The sequence below is a fragment of the Streptosporangium sp. NPDC048886 genome, from assembly GCF_055586905.1.
Map to the genome: position 1 here is coordinate 1 of NZ_JBVJHH010000026.1, position 17,873 is coordinate 17,873.

The 17,873-nt window shown below is 68.0% G+C and carries 14 protein-coding genes and 1 pseudogene; 5 read left to right on the forward strand and 10 right to left on the reverse strand.

What is annotated here, in order from left to right:
* Nucleotides 1–91 precede the first annotated feature (91 nt).
* From ACZ6R6_RS29295 to ACZ6R6_RS29305, 3 genes are all read right to left on the reverse strand, one after another.
* A protein-coding gene (locus ACZ6R6_RS29295; protein WP_470098865.1) for an IS5 family transposase occupies nucleotides 92–981 on the reverse strand; the annotation gives its coding sequence in 2 pieces (ribosomal slippage) (nucleotides 92–595 and nucleotides 598–981; 888 coding nt in all).
* A gap of 70 nt (nucleotides 982–1,051) precedes the next feature.
* Complete coding sequence (locus ACZ6R6_RS29300) at nucleotides 1,052–1,411, reverse strand: nuclear transport factor 2 family protein (protein WP_470098652.1); 360 nt, start codon at nucleotides 1,409–1,411, stop codon at nucleotides 1,052–1,054.
* 260 nt (nucleotides 1,412–1,671) lie between these two features.
* On the reverse strand, nucleotides 1,672–1,959 hold the full coding sequence (locus ACZ6R6_RS29305) for a hypothetical protein (protein ID WP_470098654.1): 288 nt from the start codon (nucleotides 1,957–1,959) through the stop codon (nucleotides 1,672–1,674).
* A gap of 263 nt (nucleotides 1,960–2,222) precedes the next feature.
* On the opposite strand from ACZ6R6_RS29305, the gene ACZ6R6_RS29310 reads away from it, so the two are divergent.
* Complete coding sequence (locus ACZ6R6_RS29310) at nucleotides 2,223–3,086, forward strand: alpha/beta hydrolase (protein ID WP_470098656.1); 864 nt, start codon at nucleotides 2,223–2,225, stop codon at nucleotides 3,084–3,086.
* 386 nt (nucleotides 3,087–3,472) lie between these two features.
* Here ACZ6R6_RS29310 and ACZ6R6_RS29315 read toward each other — a convergent pair.
* The 3 genes and pseudogenes from ACZ6R6_RS29315 to ACZ6R6_RS29325 all read right to left on the reverse strand — a co-directional run.
* Nucleotides 3,473–4,094, reverse strand: a pseudogene (locus ACZ6R6_RS29315) (phosphorothioated DNA-binding restriction endonuclease); the annotation flags it as partial.
* Between the two features lie 180 nt (nucleotides 4,095–4,274).
* Nucleotides 4,275–6,743 carry a DUF4132 domain-containing protein gene (locus ACZ6R6_RS29320; RefSeq protein WP_470098658.1) on the reverse strand — a complete coding sequence of 823 codons (2,469 nt, stop codon included), beginning with the start codon at nucleotides 6,741–6,743 and terminating at the stop codon, nucleotides 4,275–4,277.
* Nucleotide 6,744: 1 nt separating this feature from the next.
* Complete coding sequence (locus tag ACZ6R6_RS29325; protein ID WP_470098660.1) at nucleotides 6,745–7,137, reverse strand: hypothetical protein; 393 nt, start codon at nucleotides 7,135–7,137, stop codon at nucleotides 6,745–6,747.
* Nucleotides 7,138–7,492: 355 nt separating this feature from the next.
* Between ACZ6R6_RS29325 and ACZ6R6_RS29330 the strand changes: the two genes are divergently transcribed.
* From ACZ6R6_RS29330 to ACZ6R6_RS29340, 3 genes are all read left to right on the forward strand, one after another.
* A complete protein-coding gene (locus tag ACZ6R6_RS29330) occupies nucleotides 7,493–8,179 on the forward strand; it encodes a hypothetical protein (protein ID WP_470098662.1) in 687 nt (228 codons plus the stop codon).
* Between the two features lie 183 nt (nucleotides 8,180–8,362).
* A complete protein-coding gene (locus ACZ6R6_RS29335) occupies nucleotides 8,363–8,764 on the forward strand; it encodes a DUF1761 domain-containing protein (protein ID WP_470098664.1) in 402 nt (133 codons plus the stop codon).
* Between the two features lie 128 nt (nucleotides 8,765–8,892).
* Nucleotides 8,893–10,854 carry a DUF6571 family protein gene (locus ACZ6R6_RS29340; RefSeq protein ID WP_470098666.1) on the forward strand — a complete coding sequence of 654 codons (1,962 nt, stop codon included), beginning with the start codon at nucleotides 8,893–8,895 and terminating at the stop codon, nucleotides 10,852–10,854.
* 1 nt (nucleotide 10,855) lies between these two features.
* On the opposite strand, the gene ACZ6R6_RS29345 is transcribed toward ACZ6R6_RS29340, so the two are convergent.
* Entirely contained in the window at nucleotides 10,856–11,263 is a 408-nt protein-coding gene (locus tag ACZ6R6_RS29345; protein ID WP_470098667.1) for a hypothetical protein, read from the reverse strand.
* A 122-nt stretch (nucleotides 11,264–11,385) separates the two neighbouring features.
* Here ACZ6R6_RS29345 and ACZ6R6_RS29350 point away from each other — a divergent pair, with 122 nt between their 5' ends.
* Entirely contained in the window at nucleotides 11,386–11,676 is a 291-nt protein-coding gene (locus tag ACZ6R6_RS29350; RefSeq protein ID WP_470098669.1) for a hypothetical protein, read from the forward strand.
* A gap of 69 nt (nucleotides 11,677–11,745) precedes the next feature.
* On the opposite strand, the gene ACZ6R6_RS29355 is transcribed toward ACZ6R6_RS29350, so the two are convergent.
* The 3 genes from ACZ6R6_RS29355 to ACZ6R6_RS29365 form a co-directional block, all read right to left on the reverse strand.
* Nucleotides 11,746–14,022: a GmrSD restriction endonuclease domain-containing protein gene (locus ACZ6R6_RS29355; protein WP_470098671.1), complete on the reverse strand. Its 2,277-nt coding sequence runs from the start codon at nucleotides 14,020–14,022 to the stop codon at nucleotides 11,746–11,748.
* 72 nt (nucleotides 14,023–14,094) lie between these two features.
* On the reverse strand, nucleotides 14,095–16,188 hold the full coding sequence (locus ACZ6R6_RS29360) for a UvrD-helicase domain-containing protein (RefSeq protein WP_470098673.1): 2,094 nt from the start codon (nucleotides 16,186–16,188) through the stop codon (nucleotides 14,095–14,097).
* Between the two features lie 61 nt (nucleotides 16,189–16,249).
* Nucleotides 16,250–17,809: a serine/threonine-protein kinase gene (locus tag ACZ6R6_RS29365; protein ID WP_470098675.1), complete on the reverse strand. Its 1,560-nt coding sequence runs from the start codon at nucleotides 17,807–17,809 to the stop codon at nucleotides 16,250–16,252.
* Nucleotides 17,810–17,873: the final 64 nt, after the last annotated feature.

The following is a 17,873-nucleotide window of genomic DNA, read 5'->3' on the forward strand; positions in this document are numbered from 1 at the left end:
GGTCGTACCGCCGAAGGCTCTACCAGCACCGCGCCCGTACCAGCCACTATCAACGGCGACACCTCCTACACAACGAAATGCTGTTGTAGTACTAGAGAGTGTCTGACAATTCCGCGTGGCGGAGCCAGAGCATCAGAGACGCGATGACGGCACCTGCCAGATAGCGGCTGGCGAGCTTGTCGAAGCGGGTGGCCACGGCCCGCCACTGCTTGAGCTTGCCGAAACACCGCTCAACCAGGTTGCGCCCTTTGTAGACCGTCGAGTCGAAAGCGGGAGGGCGGCCCCCGAGGCGGCCCTCCCGCTTGCGGTTGGCGATCTGGTCCCGGCGCTCGGGAATGACCGCCCGGATGCCTCTCTGGCGCAGGTAGAGACGGATCTTCCTGGACGAGTAGCCCTTGTCGCCGACCAGGCGGTCGGGGCGGGTACGCGGGCGGCCGATCCGGCGGCGCAGCCGCAAGCCAGCCATCACCGCCTCGAACGCGGTGCAGTCGACCACGTTGCCGCCGGTCAAGTGCAAGGTGAGGGGCAGGCCGCGGCTCTCGGTGATCAGGTGGAGCTTGGTGGTCAGTCCGCCTCGGGAGCGTCCGAGCGCCTGCCGCTTTTGCGATTGCTTCGTATCGATCGTCCCGCCGTCGTCCCCCTTTTTCGCGCCCCGGCGGCGTGCTGGTGGGCGCGGGCGATGGTGGAGTCGATGCTGACGGTCAACTCGACGGTGCCGATCGAGTCGTCCTTGACCTGCATCTCTTCCAGCAGGCGGGCCCAGGTGCCGTCGGCGTCCCAGCGGGCGAAGCGCTCGTAGCAGGTCTGCCAAGGACCGTAGCGCTCGGGGATGTCCCGCCAGGGCGCTCCGGTCCTCAGCCGCCACAGGATGCCGTTGATGACCTCGCGGTGGTTACGCCAGGGGCGTCCCCTGCCGTCGGTCGCGGGCAGCAGCGGCTCGATCCGCTGCCAGGCCTTGTCGGTCAGTTCGCCACGTCGCACCATGGGCGATCATCTAACCGCACCCGCCGTGATCATTTACCTCGTAGCCGGCCCTTGCCTCCCGAACCCTTCAGCCGATCTCGGCACTGCCCTCGCGGTAGATCTTCGCCGATGCGATGCGCCCACCACGCAGCCGATAGAACCCCGCGATGAAGAAGGTCCGCTCCTGACCGGCCATCGTCAGCGTCTCGGTCATTTGGCACGCGGCCCGGTCGTCCTCGGCAAGCAGATTCTGGATCGTCAATGTCGGCAGCAAACCCGCCATTGCAGCAGCGAAGAGTTCGGTCAGCTCACCGCGCCCCCGGACGATGCTGGTGCCAGTGATCCACGAGGCGTCATCGGTGAAACCGGCCATCAGAGCGTCAAGGTCGCGGGCGTTGAAGGCGTCCACGTGCCTTCGCAGGACAGAGGCCGCATCTACTTCGATCACGATCAGAGTCTGGCAGGCTCGCACCGGTCCTGCCATCGGGTTAAGGCCTGTCTGATGCTGCGGCTCCGCCACGCGGAATTGTCAGACACTCTCTAGGTCAGCCGCCCACAGGCGTCAGTTCGTTGGTCCGGACGAGCACGGGGAAAACACACCATGGCCTTCCCGATTTGCCCCGGGGAGGCCGTTGTCTTATCGGAAGTTCCGGACAACCCCCCGGACAATGAGCCCGGTGTCCGCCTCCGGCGGCGTTGACCACCAGATCAGGCGCCGCCGCCTGCGGTGCCTTCGGCGGGCGCTTGGTCCGGCTCGGGGAACAGTGCCAGTTGCTCGCTGGCGGGCTCGGCGCGCGTGAGTTTGAGGCAGCGGCGGCAGGTGACCGGCCCGCGGTCGGGATGCGCTGCGGCGGGGTCCCAGCCGCTGACGCCGACCATGCAGGCCGGGCCGGGCATCCGCTCGTCGGCGAACCAGCGGGTCATCGCGACTTGGGGTGTCGGTAAGAGTGCTGTTACCAGGTACACGAGATTGCGCCGCCACAGGTCAGCGCTCAACGGTGGTTGGTATGACGTCGAAGCGGCCACGTCAGTGCCGGCGCTGGGATGCCGGCCCGACCCGGCCCGGCCCGAAGGACTGCACCGAGTGAAACGCGAAGGCGGAGCCATCGCCTCATCCGCTACAGTTGGCCTCATGTGTTCCGTCATCCACAACTGGCAGGCGATCCGCACCCGGTCGGCGTTCTGACCGCGGTGCAGGCCGTCGCCTGCACCGGGGTCCCGCGTCCACCGTTCACCTCTGGATGACGAGGATTCCTTTCATGCGCGCAACCTCGCGCCCCACTTTCGTGTTCGTTCATGGCGGCTCCAGCAACGCTCAGGCCTGGAGGCCCCTGCAGAACGAACTGGCCCTGCTCGGTCACCTTTCGTACGCCGTCGACCTGCCAGGCCACGGCGACCACGCCGACACCCCCGCCGCCTACTACCGGCTGCCGCAAGACGCCGCGGCACTGGCCGACGCCCCCTCCCCGATGCGCGCCGTCACGTTGCAGGACAACGTGCGGCACGTGGTGGACATCGTGCGCCGGCTCGCCGAACGGGGCCCGGTCGTCCTGGCCGGCAACAGCCTCGGTGGCCTGACCATCAGCGCCGTCGCCAACGCCGTACCGGAACTGCTCGACCGCGTGGTCTACCTCTCCGCGCTGTGCCTGAGCAGCCCGGCCATGCTCACCGAGGCGTGGGACGTGGTCGACGACAACCTGCTCGACGCCGCGGCGGCCCGGATCGCCGTGCCGGGTGTGCCCGACCCCGGTGTGGCCCGCCTGAACTGGCGCAGCGCCCACGCCGACCCGGAACTGTTCGCCGAGTTGAAGACCGCCATCATGGCCGACTCCACCGACCACCAGTTCCGGCTGCTGCTTGACTCCATGGACCCGGACGAGAACTATACGGTGCTGGAGCCGGCGGCGCTGGTCACGGCCGACGGATGGGGACGCGTCCCGCACACCTACATCCGCCTGTCCGAGGACCGCGGCATCACCCCGGCCGTCCAGGACTACATGATCCGCCAAGCGGACGCGCTGACCCCGCACAACCCCTTCGACGTGCACACGCTGGCGACCTCGCACGTCGGCTACTTCAGCCGGCCGCAGGTCTTCGCGGAGCTGCTGGCGGACCTCGCCTGACGCTCTTTGCCGCCCCCGCCGCCGTCCTCGGCGGCGGGGGCGTTCTACGTCAGGGGGGCTGAGGAACATCGAAAGTCGCTGCACTGTTGCTGAATGTCATCGACATTTCCGAGCCTGTTAAGCCGCTGGCGTTGCCCGAACTGGTGAAGAAGCGTTGCCGCTTCTGATCGACGCAACCACCAGGGCCTCGGAGCGGCCCCAGTCCCCTTCCGAGATTACGAACATGATCGGCTCGTGGCCACTTTCTGGCCGTATCTCGGCCGGACCCGCATCCCAGCGCCGGCACTGACGTGGCCGCTTCGATGTCATACCAACCGCCGTCGAGCGCTGACCTGCGGCGGCGCAATCCCATGTACCTGGTAACAGCACTCTTACCGACACCCCAAGGCCCACCAGCGCACGTGGGCGGCGTCCAGCCCGACCGCGGTGTCGTCCGCCGTCGTAGGCGCAGAACGCGCAGGCGTACTCGTAGGCCATGAGCACCTTCTCGCGGAAGGCGGGGTCACGCCGCGCGGCGGCGGTGGATGCGGGCACGGCCGTGGTGACGGTCTCCAAGCCGTCCAGGTCCAGGCCGACCAGCCGGCAGATGTCGGCGTGCAGCGAAGACGGGAAGTTCGCCTCCAGCAGGAAGCGGGCCATCCCGGCTGCCAGGCGGGGATCCTCGGTGAGGGCGCGGGCGAGGTCGGGATGGAGCCGGCCGGTGGCCTGGCCGTCACGCAGGCGGCCCAGTTCCGGGCCGGGGCTGCCGGGCCCGGTGACGGTGTCGACCAGCCACAGACCGTCGCTGGTCAGGTGGTGGAACGGGTAGCCGGGGCTGGTGTCCCGTGGTGGGCCGTACTCCTTGAGCAGCCGCCTGAGATCCGCCTCGGCGGCGCTGAAGGGGATCGGCAGGTTGCCGTCCCGCTGGAAACGGCCCAGGACGTACAGCAGCAGGAGCGGCTTGTGCGGCGCCCGCTCGCCGCCGCGAGTCCAGCGCCGGATCCCGGCGACCCGCTCGACCCAGTCCATGATCGATCAGTTTATGGTGATCATGGCAGCCCGCGACAGGTGCCGGCCGGGTCCCTCACCCTGGTCCGGCGGGCGCACCGGACGGCTGCCGGCTGTGGCGGTCACGGCCTGGTCCCTCCACGGTGGACGACGACCTCGCCCCCGCGCCCGGACACCCCATGATCAGCAGCCGCGGCGCTCTCAGGCGTCCAGCTGACGGGTGATCGACGGATCGGTGATGGCCGTGTCGTCGGCGAGCAGGAACGCCTTGGACAGGATGACCGACAACATGCCGCCGTCCTCCTCGAAGGGCAGGAAGACAGACCCGGTGCCTCGGTCGTGCCCGGGGACGATGCACAGATAGGCGTCGTTGGGCTCCATCAGGATGTTGCCCGACCCCAAGTGGATCTTGTAGGTCCGCCGGTCTCCGCGCACTCGCAGGAACCGGTCGGTCAGCTCCGCCCGGTCGGCGATCTTCAACCGGGGCAGGAGCCGGGTGAGCACGTCGCGCCGGGTCCGGGCGGTCTCGGTCAGTTCGCCGAAGCCGTAGGAGTGCCAGTAGTCCTCGTGACCGCCCGTCACCTGCCGGTCGAGGCCGACCGAGGTGACCCCCACGGCCAGGTCGGCGTCGCGGAGCACCTCCGACAGCACCAGCGGCGGCACCTCCGACAGCGGAGCGCCCTCGCGGGCGGCGAGGTCACCGGCCGTGTCGTAGTAGCCGGCGGCCTCCTGACCGTCCCGGTAGAAGTGGATCTGCTCGCTGGCACAGAAGGAGGCGGTGCCCCACCCGTCGGCCGCCGCGTCGCCGGTGACGTGCATGCCCCAGCGGGCCCGCCAGCCGGACAGTTCCTTGACGGCCTCGCCCTGGTCGCCGCCGCACTCGTAGTCCCAGTGGCCGATGGCCAGCCCGCTCCAGCCGCGCTGGTTCAGCAGCGCCTTGGCCTGGCCGTACCGGAGCACATGCCCGGCGAACCGGTTGGAGAAGGTGCGGGTCCGCTCCTCGGCCGGGGTCAGCAGGTAGACCTCCCGGAAGCCCTGTTTGTACGGCTGACGCACGCCGTGCTCCAGCAGGTGGTCGCGCCAGGCCAGCACGTCCTCGGCCGTCTCACGGATCGGATGCCACAGCCGGACCGGGGTGTCGGGGTCCGGCTGGAACCCGCGGCCCCGCGGATCGGTGAGCTCCCAGCCGCCGGCGGTCCTGACCGGCAGTCCGGCCGACCCCTGAAGGACCTGCCAGATCAGGTTCCGGGCGTACAGGCCGGTGACCGGGTGGTCGAGGAAGAACTCCGTCACCTGGCGCCACGGCCAGACCCGTTCCTCGATCAGTGCCCGCTCCAGCCGGAACCGCTCGGCCGGCAGCGTCTGCTTGAGCTCCTTCAACGTGGACTTGAGCTCGGCCAGCGCGGGGTCCCGGCGGATGGCCTGCGGCACCGACTTGACGGTCTTGCCCGCGGGGTTGACGTAGCGGAGCGCCGGGCCGTCGGCGCAGAGCCGTACGAGACAGTCGCCGATCCTCTCCTCCCGCACCCCGTCCGGGCCGAGCCCGAAGGCCGGCACGGTGCGGTCCAGCAGCTGCTCGCGGCTCAGTCCCGCCTGGACGGCCACCGCGTCCAGCGTGCGCGCCACGTTGGCCAGCACCGATTTCCTGCGGACCTTGGTCTGGACCCTGGCCAGGGAGGCGACGGTGTCGAGCCCGCCACGGCGGGACAGGACACCGACGGCGGCGTTGGCGAGCAGCTCGCTGCGGCAGTTGGCGCCCGACCCGCCGATCCCCGTCCCGCAGGTCAGGGCAAGGTCGCCGAGGAGCTGGCTCACCCACGGCTCGTCGATCAGCTCGCACGTCCACACCATGCCGCGCACCGGCACGGTGGTGCGCTCGTGCAGGAAGACGGTCTCCCTCCACTCGTAGCCGCTGTCGGCCCGGTGGTCGACCGCCTTCTCCCGGTGGGCCGCCACCCGGGCGAGGATCTCGCGGACCAGGCCGGCCGCGTCGGGGGTGAGCAGCGTCCTGGCGGTCCTGAGCCATTTCCCGCTGGGTCTGGAGGACCGGGCGGTGTTCCAGTGGTGCAGCAGGGGCAGGACCGCGGGGTCGGCCAGGCGCGTGCCGTACTCCTCGGCCAGCGTGCGGGCGACGTCGTCGCATTCCCAGATCACGTTCCGCACCACGCCGGCCGGGCCGTTCTCGGCGGGTTCGATCAGCAGCTCGTCGAGCTGCTCGGCCAGTGCCTCCCGTACCGGGAGCCGATGTTCCGGGAGCCAGCGCTGCGCCCCGATGCTTTCGAAGATCACGCGACGTTCCTGGAAGCCGAACCGCCGCGCCACGGCGAGCGGGAGCCGGAAGATCTCCTCGTAGCGGGTGTGGCCCCAGTAGACCAGCGTCTGGGCGCTGTACACGAGGATCCGCGCGTCTCCGAGCGTCCAGGGAATGTCGCGCTCGGCCACCGAGCGGATCAGCCGGAGGACGCGCTCGTCGTGATCATGTCCGCCCTCCCGCCCCAGGCCCAGCTTCAGCTGCGCCCAGCGCCCGTACTCCCGCCAGTCGACGTCCGGCCCGGGTGACAGCCCCCGCTCGAAGAGCGCGTCGAAGCGACAGTACATTTCCCTGGTCGCCTCCTCCACGTACCCGATCAGGTAGCCGTAGGAGCGGGTGAAGTCGTCGAGCTCGGCCATGTCAGCCTCCGACCAGCGGGACGAGCTTGACGAACGACACGACCGGGTCGACGGTCAGGTCGATCATCTCGGACAGGTCGTCGATCTGACGCTCCCCGACGAGCAGCAGGAACCCGTTGCGCTGGAACGCCCGCTCGGCGGCGTCCGCCTGGCGTTCCCAGTCGATCCGCTGTCTCGTGCCCATCCGGTAGCCGTTCAGCTCCACCTCCGCGTCCACCGGACGGACCAGGCCGTTGAACCGGGGAGAGGGGTCGGCGTTGTGGCGGGCGACCTCCTCGCGGACGCGGAGCCGGACGAGCTCCCGCGCCGAGATGCTCTCGGGCAGGTCGGGGAGGACGGACTCCGCTATCGGCTTCCCCGTCGCGGTCTCGTCCCGGAAGGTGACCGTTGCCATCGCACAGCTCCACAGATCATCGGAATCATTGGGATGATCATCAGTACCACCCGAATCCGACAGAAACCGGCACCGTCATCCTGACCGGTAAAGACGGGCCGAGCCCGTAAAGGGTCCGGCGTGACGGCCCGCTCCTTCGAGCTCCGCGGGCGTGGTGCTTGCATCGCCCATCGGGGGTATATATCGTGACTCGCGGCGTCATCCTGCGCCTAACCCCCATTTCCGGTGCTCACGCCACCGGCGTCGACGGGGGCAAAGGGGACCTCGAGTTCTCGGGATGCCGTCACACACGACCTTTCCGGCGGGGTCAACGGGAGCGTGGGTCCTGTGGCCGTGCCGTGATGGGTTGCATGTGATGACGAGTCGGAAGTCGCTCAAGTCCCGCGTACGGGCCCGTATGGACAAGACGGGCGAGAGCTACACCACCGCTCTCCGCCGGATCCTTGAGAAGGCCGGTCACCCGCAGGTCTCGCCGCCCACCGACCGGCCCGCCGGGGCGATCGGGACCAGCAAGGTCTCCGACCTGACCGTGCGCGAGCGCACCGGCCGAGACTGGGACGGATGGTTCGCGCTGCTCGACACCTGGGGCGCGACCGGACGCACGCACACCGAGATCGCGCGCTGGCTCGTGCAGGAACATCAGGTCGACAACTGGTCGGCGCAGAACATCACGGTGGCGTACGAGCAGGAGCGCGGAATGCGCGCTCCCGGCCAGAACAGCGCCGGCTACTACTCGGCGACCGGCAGCAAGACCATCGCCGTCCCGGTCGACCGCCTGTACGAGGCGTTCGCCGACGTCGCGGAGCGCGAGCGCTGGCTGCCCGGCGAGCTCAGGGTCCGTACGGCCACCGCGCCCAAGTCGTTCCGGGCCGACTGGCAGGACGGGTCGACGCGGATCGCCGTCGGCTTCGTCGCCAAGGGCGACGCGAAGGCCCAGGTGGCGTTGGTACACGAGAAGCTGCCCGACGCCGGCACCGCCGCACGGATGAAGGTCTTCTGGCGTGAGCGCCTGGCCGCGCTCAAGACGCTGCTCGAACCCTGACGCACCGGCGGCCCCGTACCGGTGCGCCCGATCACCGGCGCCACCGGGCAACGCCGTTCTCCCGGCAGGCCGCGATCGGTCCTGCCGGCCCCGCCAGCCCCGCCAGTCCTGCCGGCCTTGCCGGTTCCACCAGGGATACGGGCCCGATGACCAGCGCCGACAGGCGCGCATGAGGAGAACTTCATGGAAGTGAACTACCTGGCCATCGTCGCGGCCGCTGTGGCCTCGTTCGTGATCAGCTCAGCGTGGTACGCCGTGTTCGACAGGCAGCGGACGGAGCTGCTCGGCGGCGCGGACGCGGACGCCGCGGCCGGTGGCAGGCCACCGGCGTGGAAAGTCCTCGTCGAACTGTTCCGGAGCCTCGTCGTCGCCTCCGTCCTCGCGGGACTCGCCGCACGCATGGAGATCACGGACTGGACGGGCGCGGCGCTGCTCGGATCGGCCGCGTGGATCGGGTTCCCCTTCGTGCTCCTCACCGGCTCGGTCATCTGGGACAACGCCCCCTGGAAACTCGCCGCCGTCCACGCGGGCGACTGGCTGGTCAAACTACTCGTCATCACCGTCATGGTCAGCGTCTGGCACTGAGAGCAGCCGCCGAGGCCGGAAACCAATCCTGTAATGCCGGATTGATACTCATTATTCACTCCTTAATATGCTCATTAGGTAGCTAGAGTGAAATAACTAAAAATAGGACGAGGGGAATGGTGGAGTCGATGACATCGGGGACGGGGCCTTTGTCGCCGGACTTCACCGGGATCGACCCCGACCTGATGCAGGGCTTCGTCACCGCGCTGGAACGCGGCCGCGACGTGATCGGCGAGCAGTCCGAACGGATCCGGCAGTTGCTCGCCACGGCGCAGGTGTCGGCGGCGGGCCTGCAACCGATCAAGGAGATCGAGGGCTGGATCGACGACGAACTGCCGGGACTGCGCAAACGCAATGAGACCATCCGGGCGGGCGACGATCTGGCGCCGTGGCTGCCCGGCTCCGGGATGGTCGGCTACAGCGAGGGGAGACATCTCTCCCCCGCGGAGGCCCAGCGACAGGGCACGGCCCTGGGCAGGCGTTTCCTGGACATCGAACCGGTGGAGGTGCCCTGGTTCGGACGTCCCTCCTCCGACGAGTACGGGCAGATCGTCAAGGAGCTGGCCGCCCACAAGAACGACGCCGACTTCACCGCCGCCTTCTTCGTCGCCCTCGGCACGGAAGGCACCATCGGGCTCCCCGCGCTGCTGCGGAAGAACCTGGACTCCTCCAATCCCCAGGCGCCTCTCGCTCCTCCACGCCCCGACGACGAAGTGCTCCGTATAGTGAGCCAGGCTTTCGGCACCGCGGTCACCGCCGGATCGCGCGTCCCGGGCTTCGTCAAGATCAAGGACGCGATACGGAACGCGGGCCCCAAGGCGGGTCTCCTGCTGAGCGGGGGGAAGTTCCCCGCCGAGTGGCTGACGGACGTGGTGCTGAAGCAGGGCCTGGCCGATCCCAAGAAGATCAGCTCGGGCTTCCTCTACGCCCTGGGCAACAACCCGGCCGCCGCGCGGCAGGCGATCGCGGCGGTGACCGGACCGTACGCCAAGGACCAGTCGAAGCTGAAGGAGTTCCTGAAGAAGTTCAACGACTCAGCCGGCGCCAAGTACGCCGGTTCGGACAGCAACGCCGACGCCTTCGGACGCATGCTGGCCGCGGCCTCCGGCGCCTACGACGAGGACGACGGCAGGCACAGCAAGGAGTCGGCCGCGTTCGCCTTCACCGTGATGACGACGATGGACGATCTCAAACTCGGCGAGGGGATCCGGGTCCACCTGGCCGAGGTCGCCGGCGCCTACGCCACCGAGATCACCGAGGGCGCCAACATCGGCGACGCGAACATGACCGAGGACAGCGTGCTGAAGCCCTCGACCTCGGCGTTCGGCATGAAGTCCGCGTTCACCCTGAGCCCCGAGGACACCTACCGCTTCCTCAAGCTCTTCGCCGACTTGGCCGAGAACCTCGCCCCGTTCGACGCGGGGATGGGACGGTTCTCCCAGAAACTGATCGCCGACGCGTCGGCGACGGCCCGGCGGACCGGGGACGTCGAGCGCCTGGACCGGGTGTTCACGGCTCTGGGCAACGTGCGCGGCTTCGAGCTGGCCGCCGTCGAGAAGGTCCAGGGCAACCTGGACATGATCGACAAACAGCGCGACGACCTCCTGACGTTCCTGCGCGACACAGCCATCGGGGTGACGAGCCTGATACCGGGGCAGGCCCCAAGCATGGGTCTCGCCTGGCTGGCGCTGAGCACCTCACTCTCCGCCGAGGGCGCCTTCGGCGGAGACGACGAGACCCGGATGAACCGGGTCGACAAGGAGGACGACCTCGCGACGCTCGGCCGTCAGCACACCTACGCGCAGATACTCATGGCCAACGGCTTCACCCCGAAGGTGACGCCCGCCGAGTTCCAGGCCGCCTGTCCGCCCGGCGTGGCCGTCGCCGACGCGCACGGCAACCTCAAGCCGTTCTCCGAATTGAGAAAACAGGGGAACAAGGGGCTTGAGGCTTTTGAGAGGTGGATAGTCGCCAACGGGATGGGCGGCAATGACAAGCTCTCGGTGGGACATCTGTCCAGCGACATGGCGGACCGGTTCGAGAGCCGCAACAAGCGAGGCCGGGAGCGCGGCCTGGCCTTCGACAGTTAGCTCATGAGGTTGAGAGGCACTCGGTCTCGCCTCGAACCCCGTACTGCCCGTCGGCCGGAGACTCCAAGATGATCACTGTCTTGTATTCATCGTTGGCGAGCCGGATAGGGCCTCTCCCGGGGTCATCAGCAATCCGATAGGGGGCGACTCGGGTGAGCGCGCCTAATAGAAGGTCATTGAGACCATTCGCGTCACGTTCCGGCGCGACATCTCTGCCGGTAGCGGCAAAAGTCCGCTTGGCCTTTCCCTTACCGCAGGGAATATCGCGTCCACCAGAATCGGTGATACGGACGTCCAAAGCATGACGCTCTTTCATCAGCTCGGTGATGTGGGCTTTGAGCGTCTCGCCCGCCTCCGCCGCCGTGGGACCACTGTCCCCGCATCCGGACACCGCCAGCAACACAACCACGCACACCATGACGCCGCGCCGTACAGAACATGCCATGAATTCCTCCAGGGCTGGCCGGTGTGCCGTAGATCCAATAATGTCCAATGAAACCGCCGTTGTATCGGCATCCGCAGAGGAGATATATGAATCCTCGTCCGGAGGACCTGGTGCCCAACCCGCGGCGGCAGGCGTTGGAACAGACCTTGGCGGAGGTCAGGGCGCGGGTCGCCATCCTGGAGGCGGCGCTCGACCCTGCCCACGGCCAGTTCACCGGCCAGCCCGTCTGGGTGGGCCCGACCGCCCGGCGGTTCGCCGAAGACCTCAGCGCCCGCCGCGTACGGCTGCGCCAGGCGGCCAGAAACCTCATCGACGCCCTCGAAGACGAGCTCCGCTCAGTCCCCGCGAAGGTCCCGCCCTCCGCCACACGACCCTGACCCAGCAGGCCGAAGTCCGCCCGGAATCCAACACCACGACAGAGAAAGATCTTCCGGCCTAATCGAACGTCAGCGGTAACCGAACTGGTCGAGACGGTGCCGAGCGATGTCGACCTCGGCGGGGGTGAAGAGGTCCGCGAACCGTGGCTGGACGACCAATGCCTCAACCGTCAGGTCGAGCCGCCCTCGTTCCCAGAGGGCGGCGAAGCCATCGGATACCGCTGGCGCGTGCAGGAGTTTGTGCGCTGTCGCGAGGCTGCCGTGCTCAGCGAGCATGCTCAGGAAGTACGTCGCGTGGTAGTTCGCCTCACTGCGTGCCCGGTCGTAAATGGAGCGCATCGCCTGGCCGAACTCGGCGTCCACCGCTCCTGTGACCGTCGGCTCATCCGGAGCGGCGGGCTCCTCCGCGGCGCTCTCGCCACGGCCAGTGCCCGCGGCGTTCTCGTTACGGCGGGCCACGTAGCCGAGCAGGGCGTCGACCGAGGTGAAGACCTCGTATCCCAGTTCTTCGAGCCGGGGCAGGTCCGCGACGTCGGGGTCGAGTTCCAGGACCACAGGTCTGCCCTGCCCCGCCTGCAGCCCGTCCGGCCAGTACGCCTCGGCGACGGCGAGGGGCCGGCCGGTCGCGGGATCGGCGATCTCGCTGTCGAGCGCCGGTTCGGCGTACCCCAGACGCACCAACTCCTCGGCCATGGCCTTGACCTGGGTCACACGGACGTCGTCCTGCTCGTCGACAACCATCGAGATGGGTTGCAGTGTGGCGGCCGCCGCGGCGGAGGCGCCGTTGCGCAGCTCGGTCAGGAAGGACTGTACGGCCTGGGCCAGCAGCTCCCGCCGGGCGGCGAGGAAGTCGGCGTAGCGCTCGACCCGCCACAGGTCGGGGTCGGTTGGAATCCACTGGGACGCGAGCACCCCGGGGTGCTTCTCCTCGGCTTCGGCGAAGTAGTCCTCAGGTGCGCGCTTTCCGATCGCGAGATTGGTCTCCTGGGTCAGGAAGCAGAAGTTGGCGACGGCGTTGACCTGGTTCCTGTCGTAACCGGCCTTGTACAGCAGCGCCTTGGGAAAGATGTGGTGCACCTGGAGCGAGGTGAGCTTGCCGAGCATCTCCGCGTGCAGAGCCAGTCCGCTGCCAAAGTCACAGGCACCTTTGACCCGGGTGATCATGTAAAGCAGCGGGTAGAACCGCGACCCCTTGGTGGAACCCTCGAAGTCGTGCGGCTGGATCTCCAGGTTTCCACCGCGCCAGCGTTCCAGCGACGCGATCAGCCCGTCGATGCCGGACTCTTTCGCGACCTCGTAGTCCTGGGCGAGGACGGTCTCCGTCGACCCGGCGAAGCGCCCCCACAGCGCCGAGTGGACATACCAGAACAGCACCTTGTCACGGTGGACGGCGTCAGCGAACCGACCTCCCGGGCTGAGGTGGAGAAGCCGGGAGACGACGGGAATCGCGTAACGGCCCATGAGCACCTGGTCGTGGTCCAGGCCAAGGCGTCCCGACGCCGCGTCCAAGAAGGTGCCGATGTACCCAACGGACTTGGCCAGAGCGATCTCGAAGTCGGTGGCCGACACGGCATCGAGCGCGGTGAAGACCGCCCGGCCCGTCGCCACGGCGGTGGTATTGCGCAGGAGCCAGTCCAGGGAGAACTCGACCCCCGCGCTCTCCCAGCGCTTCAGGTGGTCGCGCATCACCTGACGGGCGGGCGACCAATGCGCGCAGATCTTCGCCAGCGCGAGGTCTCCCTTGGACAGTGCCGTGCCACCGGAGTTCACCCGGTTGAAGATGTCGACGACGACCTCGACGTCCTTGTCAGGACCGGTGATCTTCTCCTCGTGGAATTCCCGTTCGAGGAGCTGCCTCAGCCGGTTCAGCCGTTCAAGATAGGTCCCGAAGCGGTCCGGAACCGTGCTGAAGTCCTTGATGAAGGGCTCCAGCCCTTCGGTGAACAGGCGGGTCACGTCCACCCATCGGGTGTCGTCCCGCATCTTCGCCGGGGCGTAGAACTCGAAGTTCTCGTCCTCGACGTTGAAGCGAAGACCGGTGAAGGCGGAGGCGTCCCCTTCAAAGAAAGCCGGCGCCTGACCGCGGATCACGCCATAGAGCGAGGTGATGCGCTGCTGGCCGTCGAGCAGTAGTAGGCGCACACCGCCGTCGGTCGCGCCGCCGCGCACCGAGGCCTGGTCCGGCTCAGTCTCCCACAGCAGCAGGCCGCCGACCGGATACCCGCGGTACAGCGAGCGCATGAGCCCGCGGACCTGGTCACGGTTCCAGACGTATCCTCGCTGGAACTCCGGCAGGAGCACGGTGCCGTTGTCGATCTGGTGGAGGAGTACCGAGAGCTTGGCCATGACCCGCCTTCGCCTGAAGAATTGACGATCTTATGGATTGCTGCACGTTTTCACTTGGTCGTTAATGGAAAGTCACATGGTGAAACCAGTCAGGAATGGACTGGCCGTGCCATGCCATGAGACATGGAGCTGCTCACGCGCCCGGGTGCACGCGACGAAGACAAGGCAGCGCTCGCGCTGCAGATCCTGCGAATGCGTCAGGGGATCCTCCTCCGCGGGAGTGACGGCACTCGATGACGGCACCTGGTGCTCCCCGACCCCGATGACCGCGACGCAGCGGAACTCCAGCCCTTTCATACGGTGCATGGTCCCGGCCCGCACAACGTCATCGACGTCGTGGGCTCTGGCCAGTGACCGCGCGGGGATACCGGCACGTTCGAGGGCGGCGATCGCCGCGTCGGCCAGCATGTTCGACCGGGCTGCGACACCGATCTCCCCGGGCGCGGCGCCGGCGTCCAGCCAGCACCGGACCCTCTGGGTGAGCGCGTCCAGTTCGTCCTTCTGGGTGCGGAAGCCGTGCAGTTCCGGGGGGCGGCCGTGCACCTGTGACCGGTAGCCGGCCACCGTGTCCAGGCCGCCGTCCATGTCGTCGATCCGCTCGCCATGGAGCATGCCCAGGCTCCAGGCGAGGATCTCGGCGGTTGTCCGGTAGTTGATGGTCAGGCGTGAGGAGCGTCCCGCGACCCTGATGCCGATCTCCCGTAGCGAGACATGGCTGTTGTAGATCCGCTGGTGGGTGTCCCCCGCGATGAACAGGTCGTCGGACCCTTCAGGCACCGCCGCGCGCAGGAGCCGCCACTGGACCGGGTGCAGGTCCTGCGCCTCGTCGACGACGATGTGCCGGTACGGCTTGTCCGGCCGTTCCCTCAGCAGCCTGGTGGCTTCGACGCAGATCGTCTCGTACGTCCAGACCCGCCGCCGCCTGAGCTCCTCCTCGAACTCCCAGACCGCCTGCCACACCTGAGCCTTCTGCCGGGAGCCCAGCCCGCGGCCCCGCCCTTCTCGCTTGGCCTCCAGATATTCGGCGGCGCCGGTCACCTGCTGGGCGAGCACCACGTGACGCCACTCCTCCGCGAGGAACGTCTCGGTGAAGGGCACATCGAGCTGCTTGATGATGCGCCGCCAGATGTCCTTCTCCTCCTTGTCCCGGAGGATGGCGGCACGGCCGTGTCGCTCGGCGAAGATCTGGTAGGACAGCTGATCCACGTGACGCACCTCGATGCTGTCGCGGATCCGCGGCGAGTCGGCCAGTAGCCGCAGTCCGGCCTCCAGCGAGGCGGACAGCGTCGAGGTGAAGGTGGTTACGAGCACCGGGCCCGCACCGAGACCCGCGAGGTGATGGGCACGGTGCAGGGCGACGACCGTCTTGCCGGTGCCGGCGCCGCCTGTGACGCGGGCGGATCCGTTGAAGGCCGTGTACGCCACACGGTGCTGTGCCGGATGGAGATAGATCTTCCAGAGCGCGAACGGGTGCCGGAACACCTCCATGAGCTCCTCCGGCCCCTCGACCAGCACCACCCGTTCGGGAGTGCGCTCGACGGCCGCCGTGATGTCCTCGACGTCGTACGGCTCCCGCCGGGATGCGACGCCGAGTTCGGCCCAGACCTCCTCGGGGGACATGCCGGCGGCCAGCCCGTAGAGCACGTCCCACTGGTTCTGTGGCAGGAACGCCCGGGCAGCTTCCAACTGGATGACGTCGGTCAGCACCCTGGCGAACGCCAAAGTCTGTTCGTCGATGCCGAGACGCCTGAGGTCGGCGTCGGCAGTGTCGTCGAACAGTCGCCGCGGCGCCCGGTCCGCCATCCTGGCCAGTTCGGGCAGGGTGGCGTCGATGGCCACCCCGTCCCGGATCTCGATCCGGCCGGTCGCCGCGTTCACCGATGCGCGCCGCCGCTCCGCCCACGTGTAGGCGTCATCGTGTGGGAGCACCTTCAGCAGCGTGAAGGAGTCACCGGTCTCGGGAGCGAGAACGACCCCGCGCCAGAATTTGTCGATACGGATGGTCCGGAATCGAGGGTCGCGTGCGTTGTTCGGCTTTTCCAGGTGCAATCCGGCGTGCGTGGCCTGCTCGAACTTGGCGAAGACCTCCGCAACCCGGTCTTGGACGGATCGTTCCAGCTTTCCGAAATCGCGGAGGAAGTCCTTGTCGATCCCAAGCTTTGGCACGCCATGTCCTCCGGGGGTTTCGCGCTGAGGAAACGAGTTACAAGAATGCTCGCCCGAGTTGTCAATCATCAAGATTTTCGAGGATTTCCCGGACTCTGCCGACGGTGAGATGACTGGAGCCGTACCGCCGTTCGAGATCCGGCAGCAGATCGCTCAGGGTGGCCTTCGCCTGCGGCCTCCTGCCGGAGCCGAGTTCGAGCAGGCCGATCTGGCGCCGCAGCTCCAGGATCCGGTCCTCGTCGACGCCGAAACGCTTCTCATCGTCCAGAAGTTCGCCGAGCTGGGCCAGGGCGAGGTTCGTCTCTCCAACCGCCGCGTGACAGTTCGCTTCCATCAGGCGGCAGCGCAGCACAAGGTCATGCTCAGGGCCGTTCCGCTCAGCGAGGTCGGCCACGAGCCTCCGGAACTCGGGGGCCGCCCGCCGATAGTCCCCGCCGAGAAACAGCGCGTCGGCCAGTTCGATCCGCAGATCGATCACGCCGGAGTTCTTCGACCCGAAGGCGCGGGCGGCCGGTTCCACTGCCTCCGCCAGCACGTCCGCGGCCTGGGCGAACCGCGACTCGGCCTTGAGCGCCTCGGCGTCCTTACGGGCGAGCGCGATGTCGCTCTGCTCAATCTGTACCGGATCCGCGTGGTGGCCGACTTCGGCAGGCCGGGTAGGTGTCGGCCGTACCGGCTCGGCCGGTGGCCGACCGGCGGCCGTCGCGACAGGGGTGATCCGTCCGACGGCGGCCGCGTACATGCGCACCGGGTGAGGTGAGTCGAGGTTCACGTAACCAGGGAACGGCGGCAGGTCGCGGCAGAAGTCCATCAGCCGCTCGTAGACCACGTCCGCGGCGGGGGGCCGTCTGTCCGGCGACTTGGCGAGCAGCCAGAGAACGAGGCGTTCCAGTCCCTCCGGCACGTCCCGCCTTCTCGTGCGCAATGGCCTCGGCGCGGCGTCGGTGTGGTTGCGCATCGAGGCCAGCGCGGTGGGACCGGCGAACTGGTTGTCTCCCGCGAGCATCTCGTCCAGGACCACGCCGAGGGAGTACAGGTCGCTCTGCCGGCTGGTGACACCGTTCGTGGCCTGCTCGGGTGCCATGTAGGCGGGCGTGCCGACCACCACTCCTGTCCTGGTGAGCCTCGTCGCGTCATTGGGCGCGAGCGCGGCGGCGATCCCGAAGTCCAGCACCTTCACCGTGCCGTCGGGGCAGAGCATCAGGTTGCTGGGCTTGAGATCCCGGTGCACCAACGAGTTGGCGTGAGCCACGGCCAGGACCGAACACACCTGGGCGGCAATCGCCACGGCCCAGGTGATTGGCACCTCGGTCTCGTCGAGGAGCGAGGAGACCGGGCAGCCGTTGATGAGCTGCATGACCAGGTAGAGGTCGTCGCCGTGCGATCCGCAGTCGTAGACGGTGGGTACTCCCGGGTGCTCCAACCGGGCTGTGATCCGCGACTCACGCACGAAGCGCTTGGTGAGCTCGTCGTCGGGCCTGCCGTCAGACTTCCTGTCGATCCGGATGAACTTGACCGCGATCGGCCGGTCCAGTCGCTTGTCGTAGCCGAACCATACTTGCCCCATTCCGCCGGAGCGGCGGGACATGGGGTCCAGCTCGTAGCGTTCTCCGATAACCATCGGCCTGCCCAAAGCAGCCTGCCTTCCTTAGAGGCCCTGACTTTTCGCGAAAACGCCGGAGATC

Excerpts from the sequence above, each read along its gene's own strand:
- ACZ6R6_RS29310 (WP_470098656.1), top strand. The coding sequence starts at position 2,223 with ATGCGCGCAACCTCGCGCCCCACTTTCGTGTTCGTTCATGGCGGCTCC.
- ACZ6R6_RS29320 (WP_470098658.1), bottom strand. The coding sequence starts at position 6,743 with ATGGCCGAGCTCGACGACTTCACCCGCTCCTACGGCTACCTGATCGGG.
- ACZ6R6_RS29325 (WP_470098660.1), bottom strand. The coding sequence starts at position 7,137 with ATGGCAACGGTCACCTTCCGGGACGAGACCGCGACGGGGAAGCCGATA.
- ACZ6R6_RS29330 (WP_470098662.1), top strand. The coding sequence starts at position 7,493 with ATGACGAGTCGGAAGTCGCTCAAGTCCCGCGTACGGGCCCGTATGGAC.
- ACZ6R6_RS29335 (WP_470098664.1), top strand. The coding sequence starts at position 8,363 with ATGGAAGTGAACTACCTGGCCATCGTCGCGGCCGCTGTGGCCTCGTTC.
- ACZ6R6_RS29340 (WP_470098666.1), top strand. The coding sequence starts at position 8,893 with ATGACATCGGGGACGGGGCCTTTGTCGCCGGACTTCACCGGGATCGAC.
- ACZ6R6_RS29350 (WP_470098669.1), top strand. The coding sequence starts at position 11,386 with ATGAATCCTCGTCCGGAGGACCTGGTGCCCAACCCGCGGCGGCAGGCG.
- ACZ6R6_RS29355 (WP_470098671.1), bottom strand. The coding sequence starts at position 14,022 with ATGGCCAAGCTCTCGGTACTCCTCCACCAGATCGACAACGGCACCGTG.
- ACZ6R6_RS29365 (WP_470098675.1), bottom strand. The coding sequence starts at position 17,809 with ATGGTTATCGGAGAACGCTACGAGCTGGACCCCATGTCCCGCCGCTCC.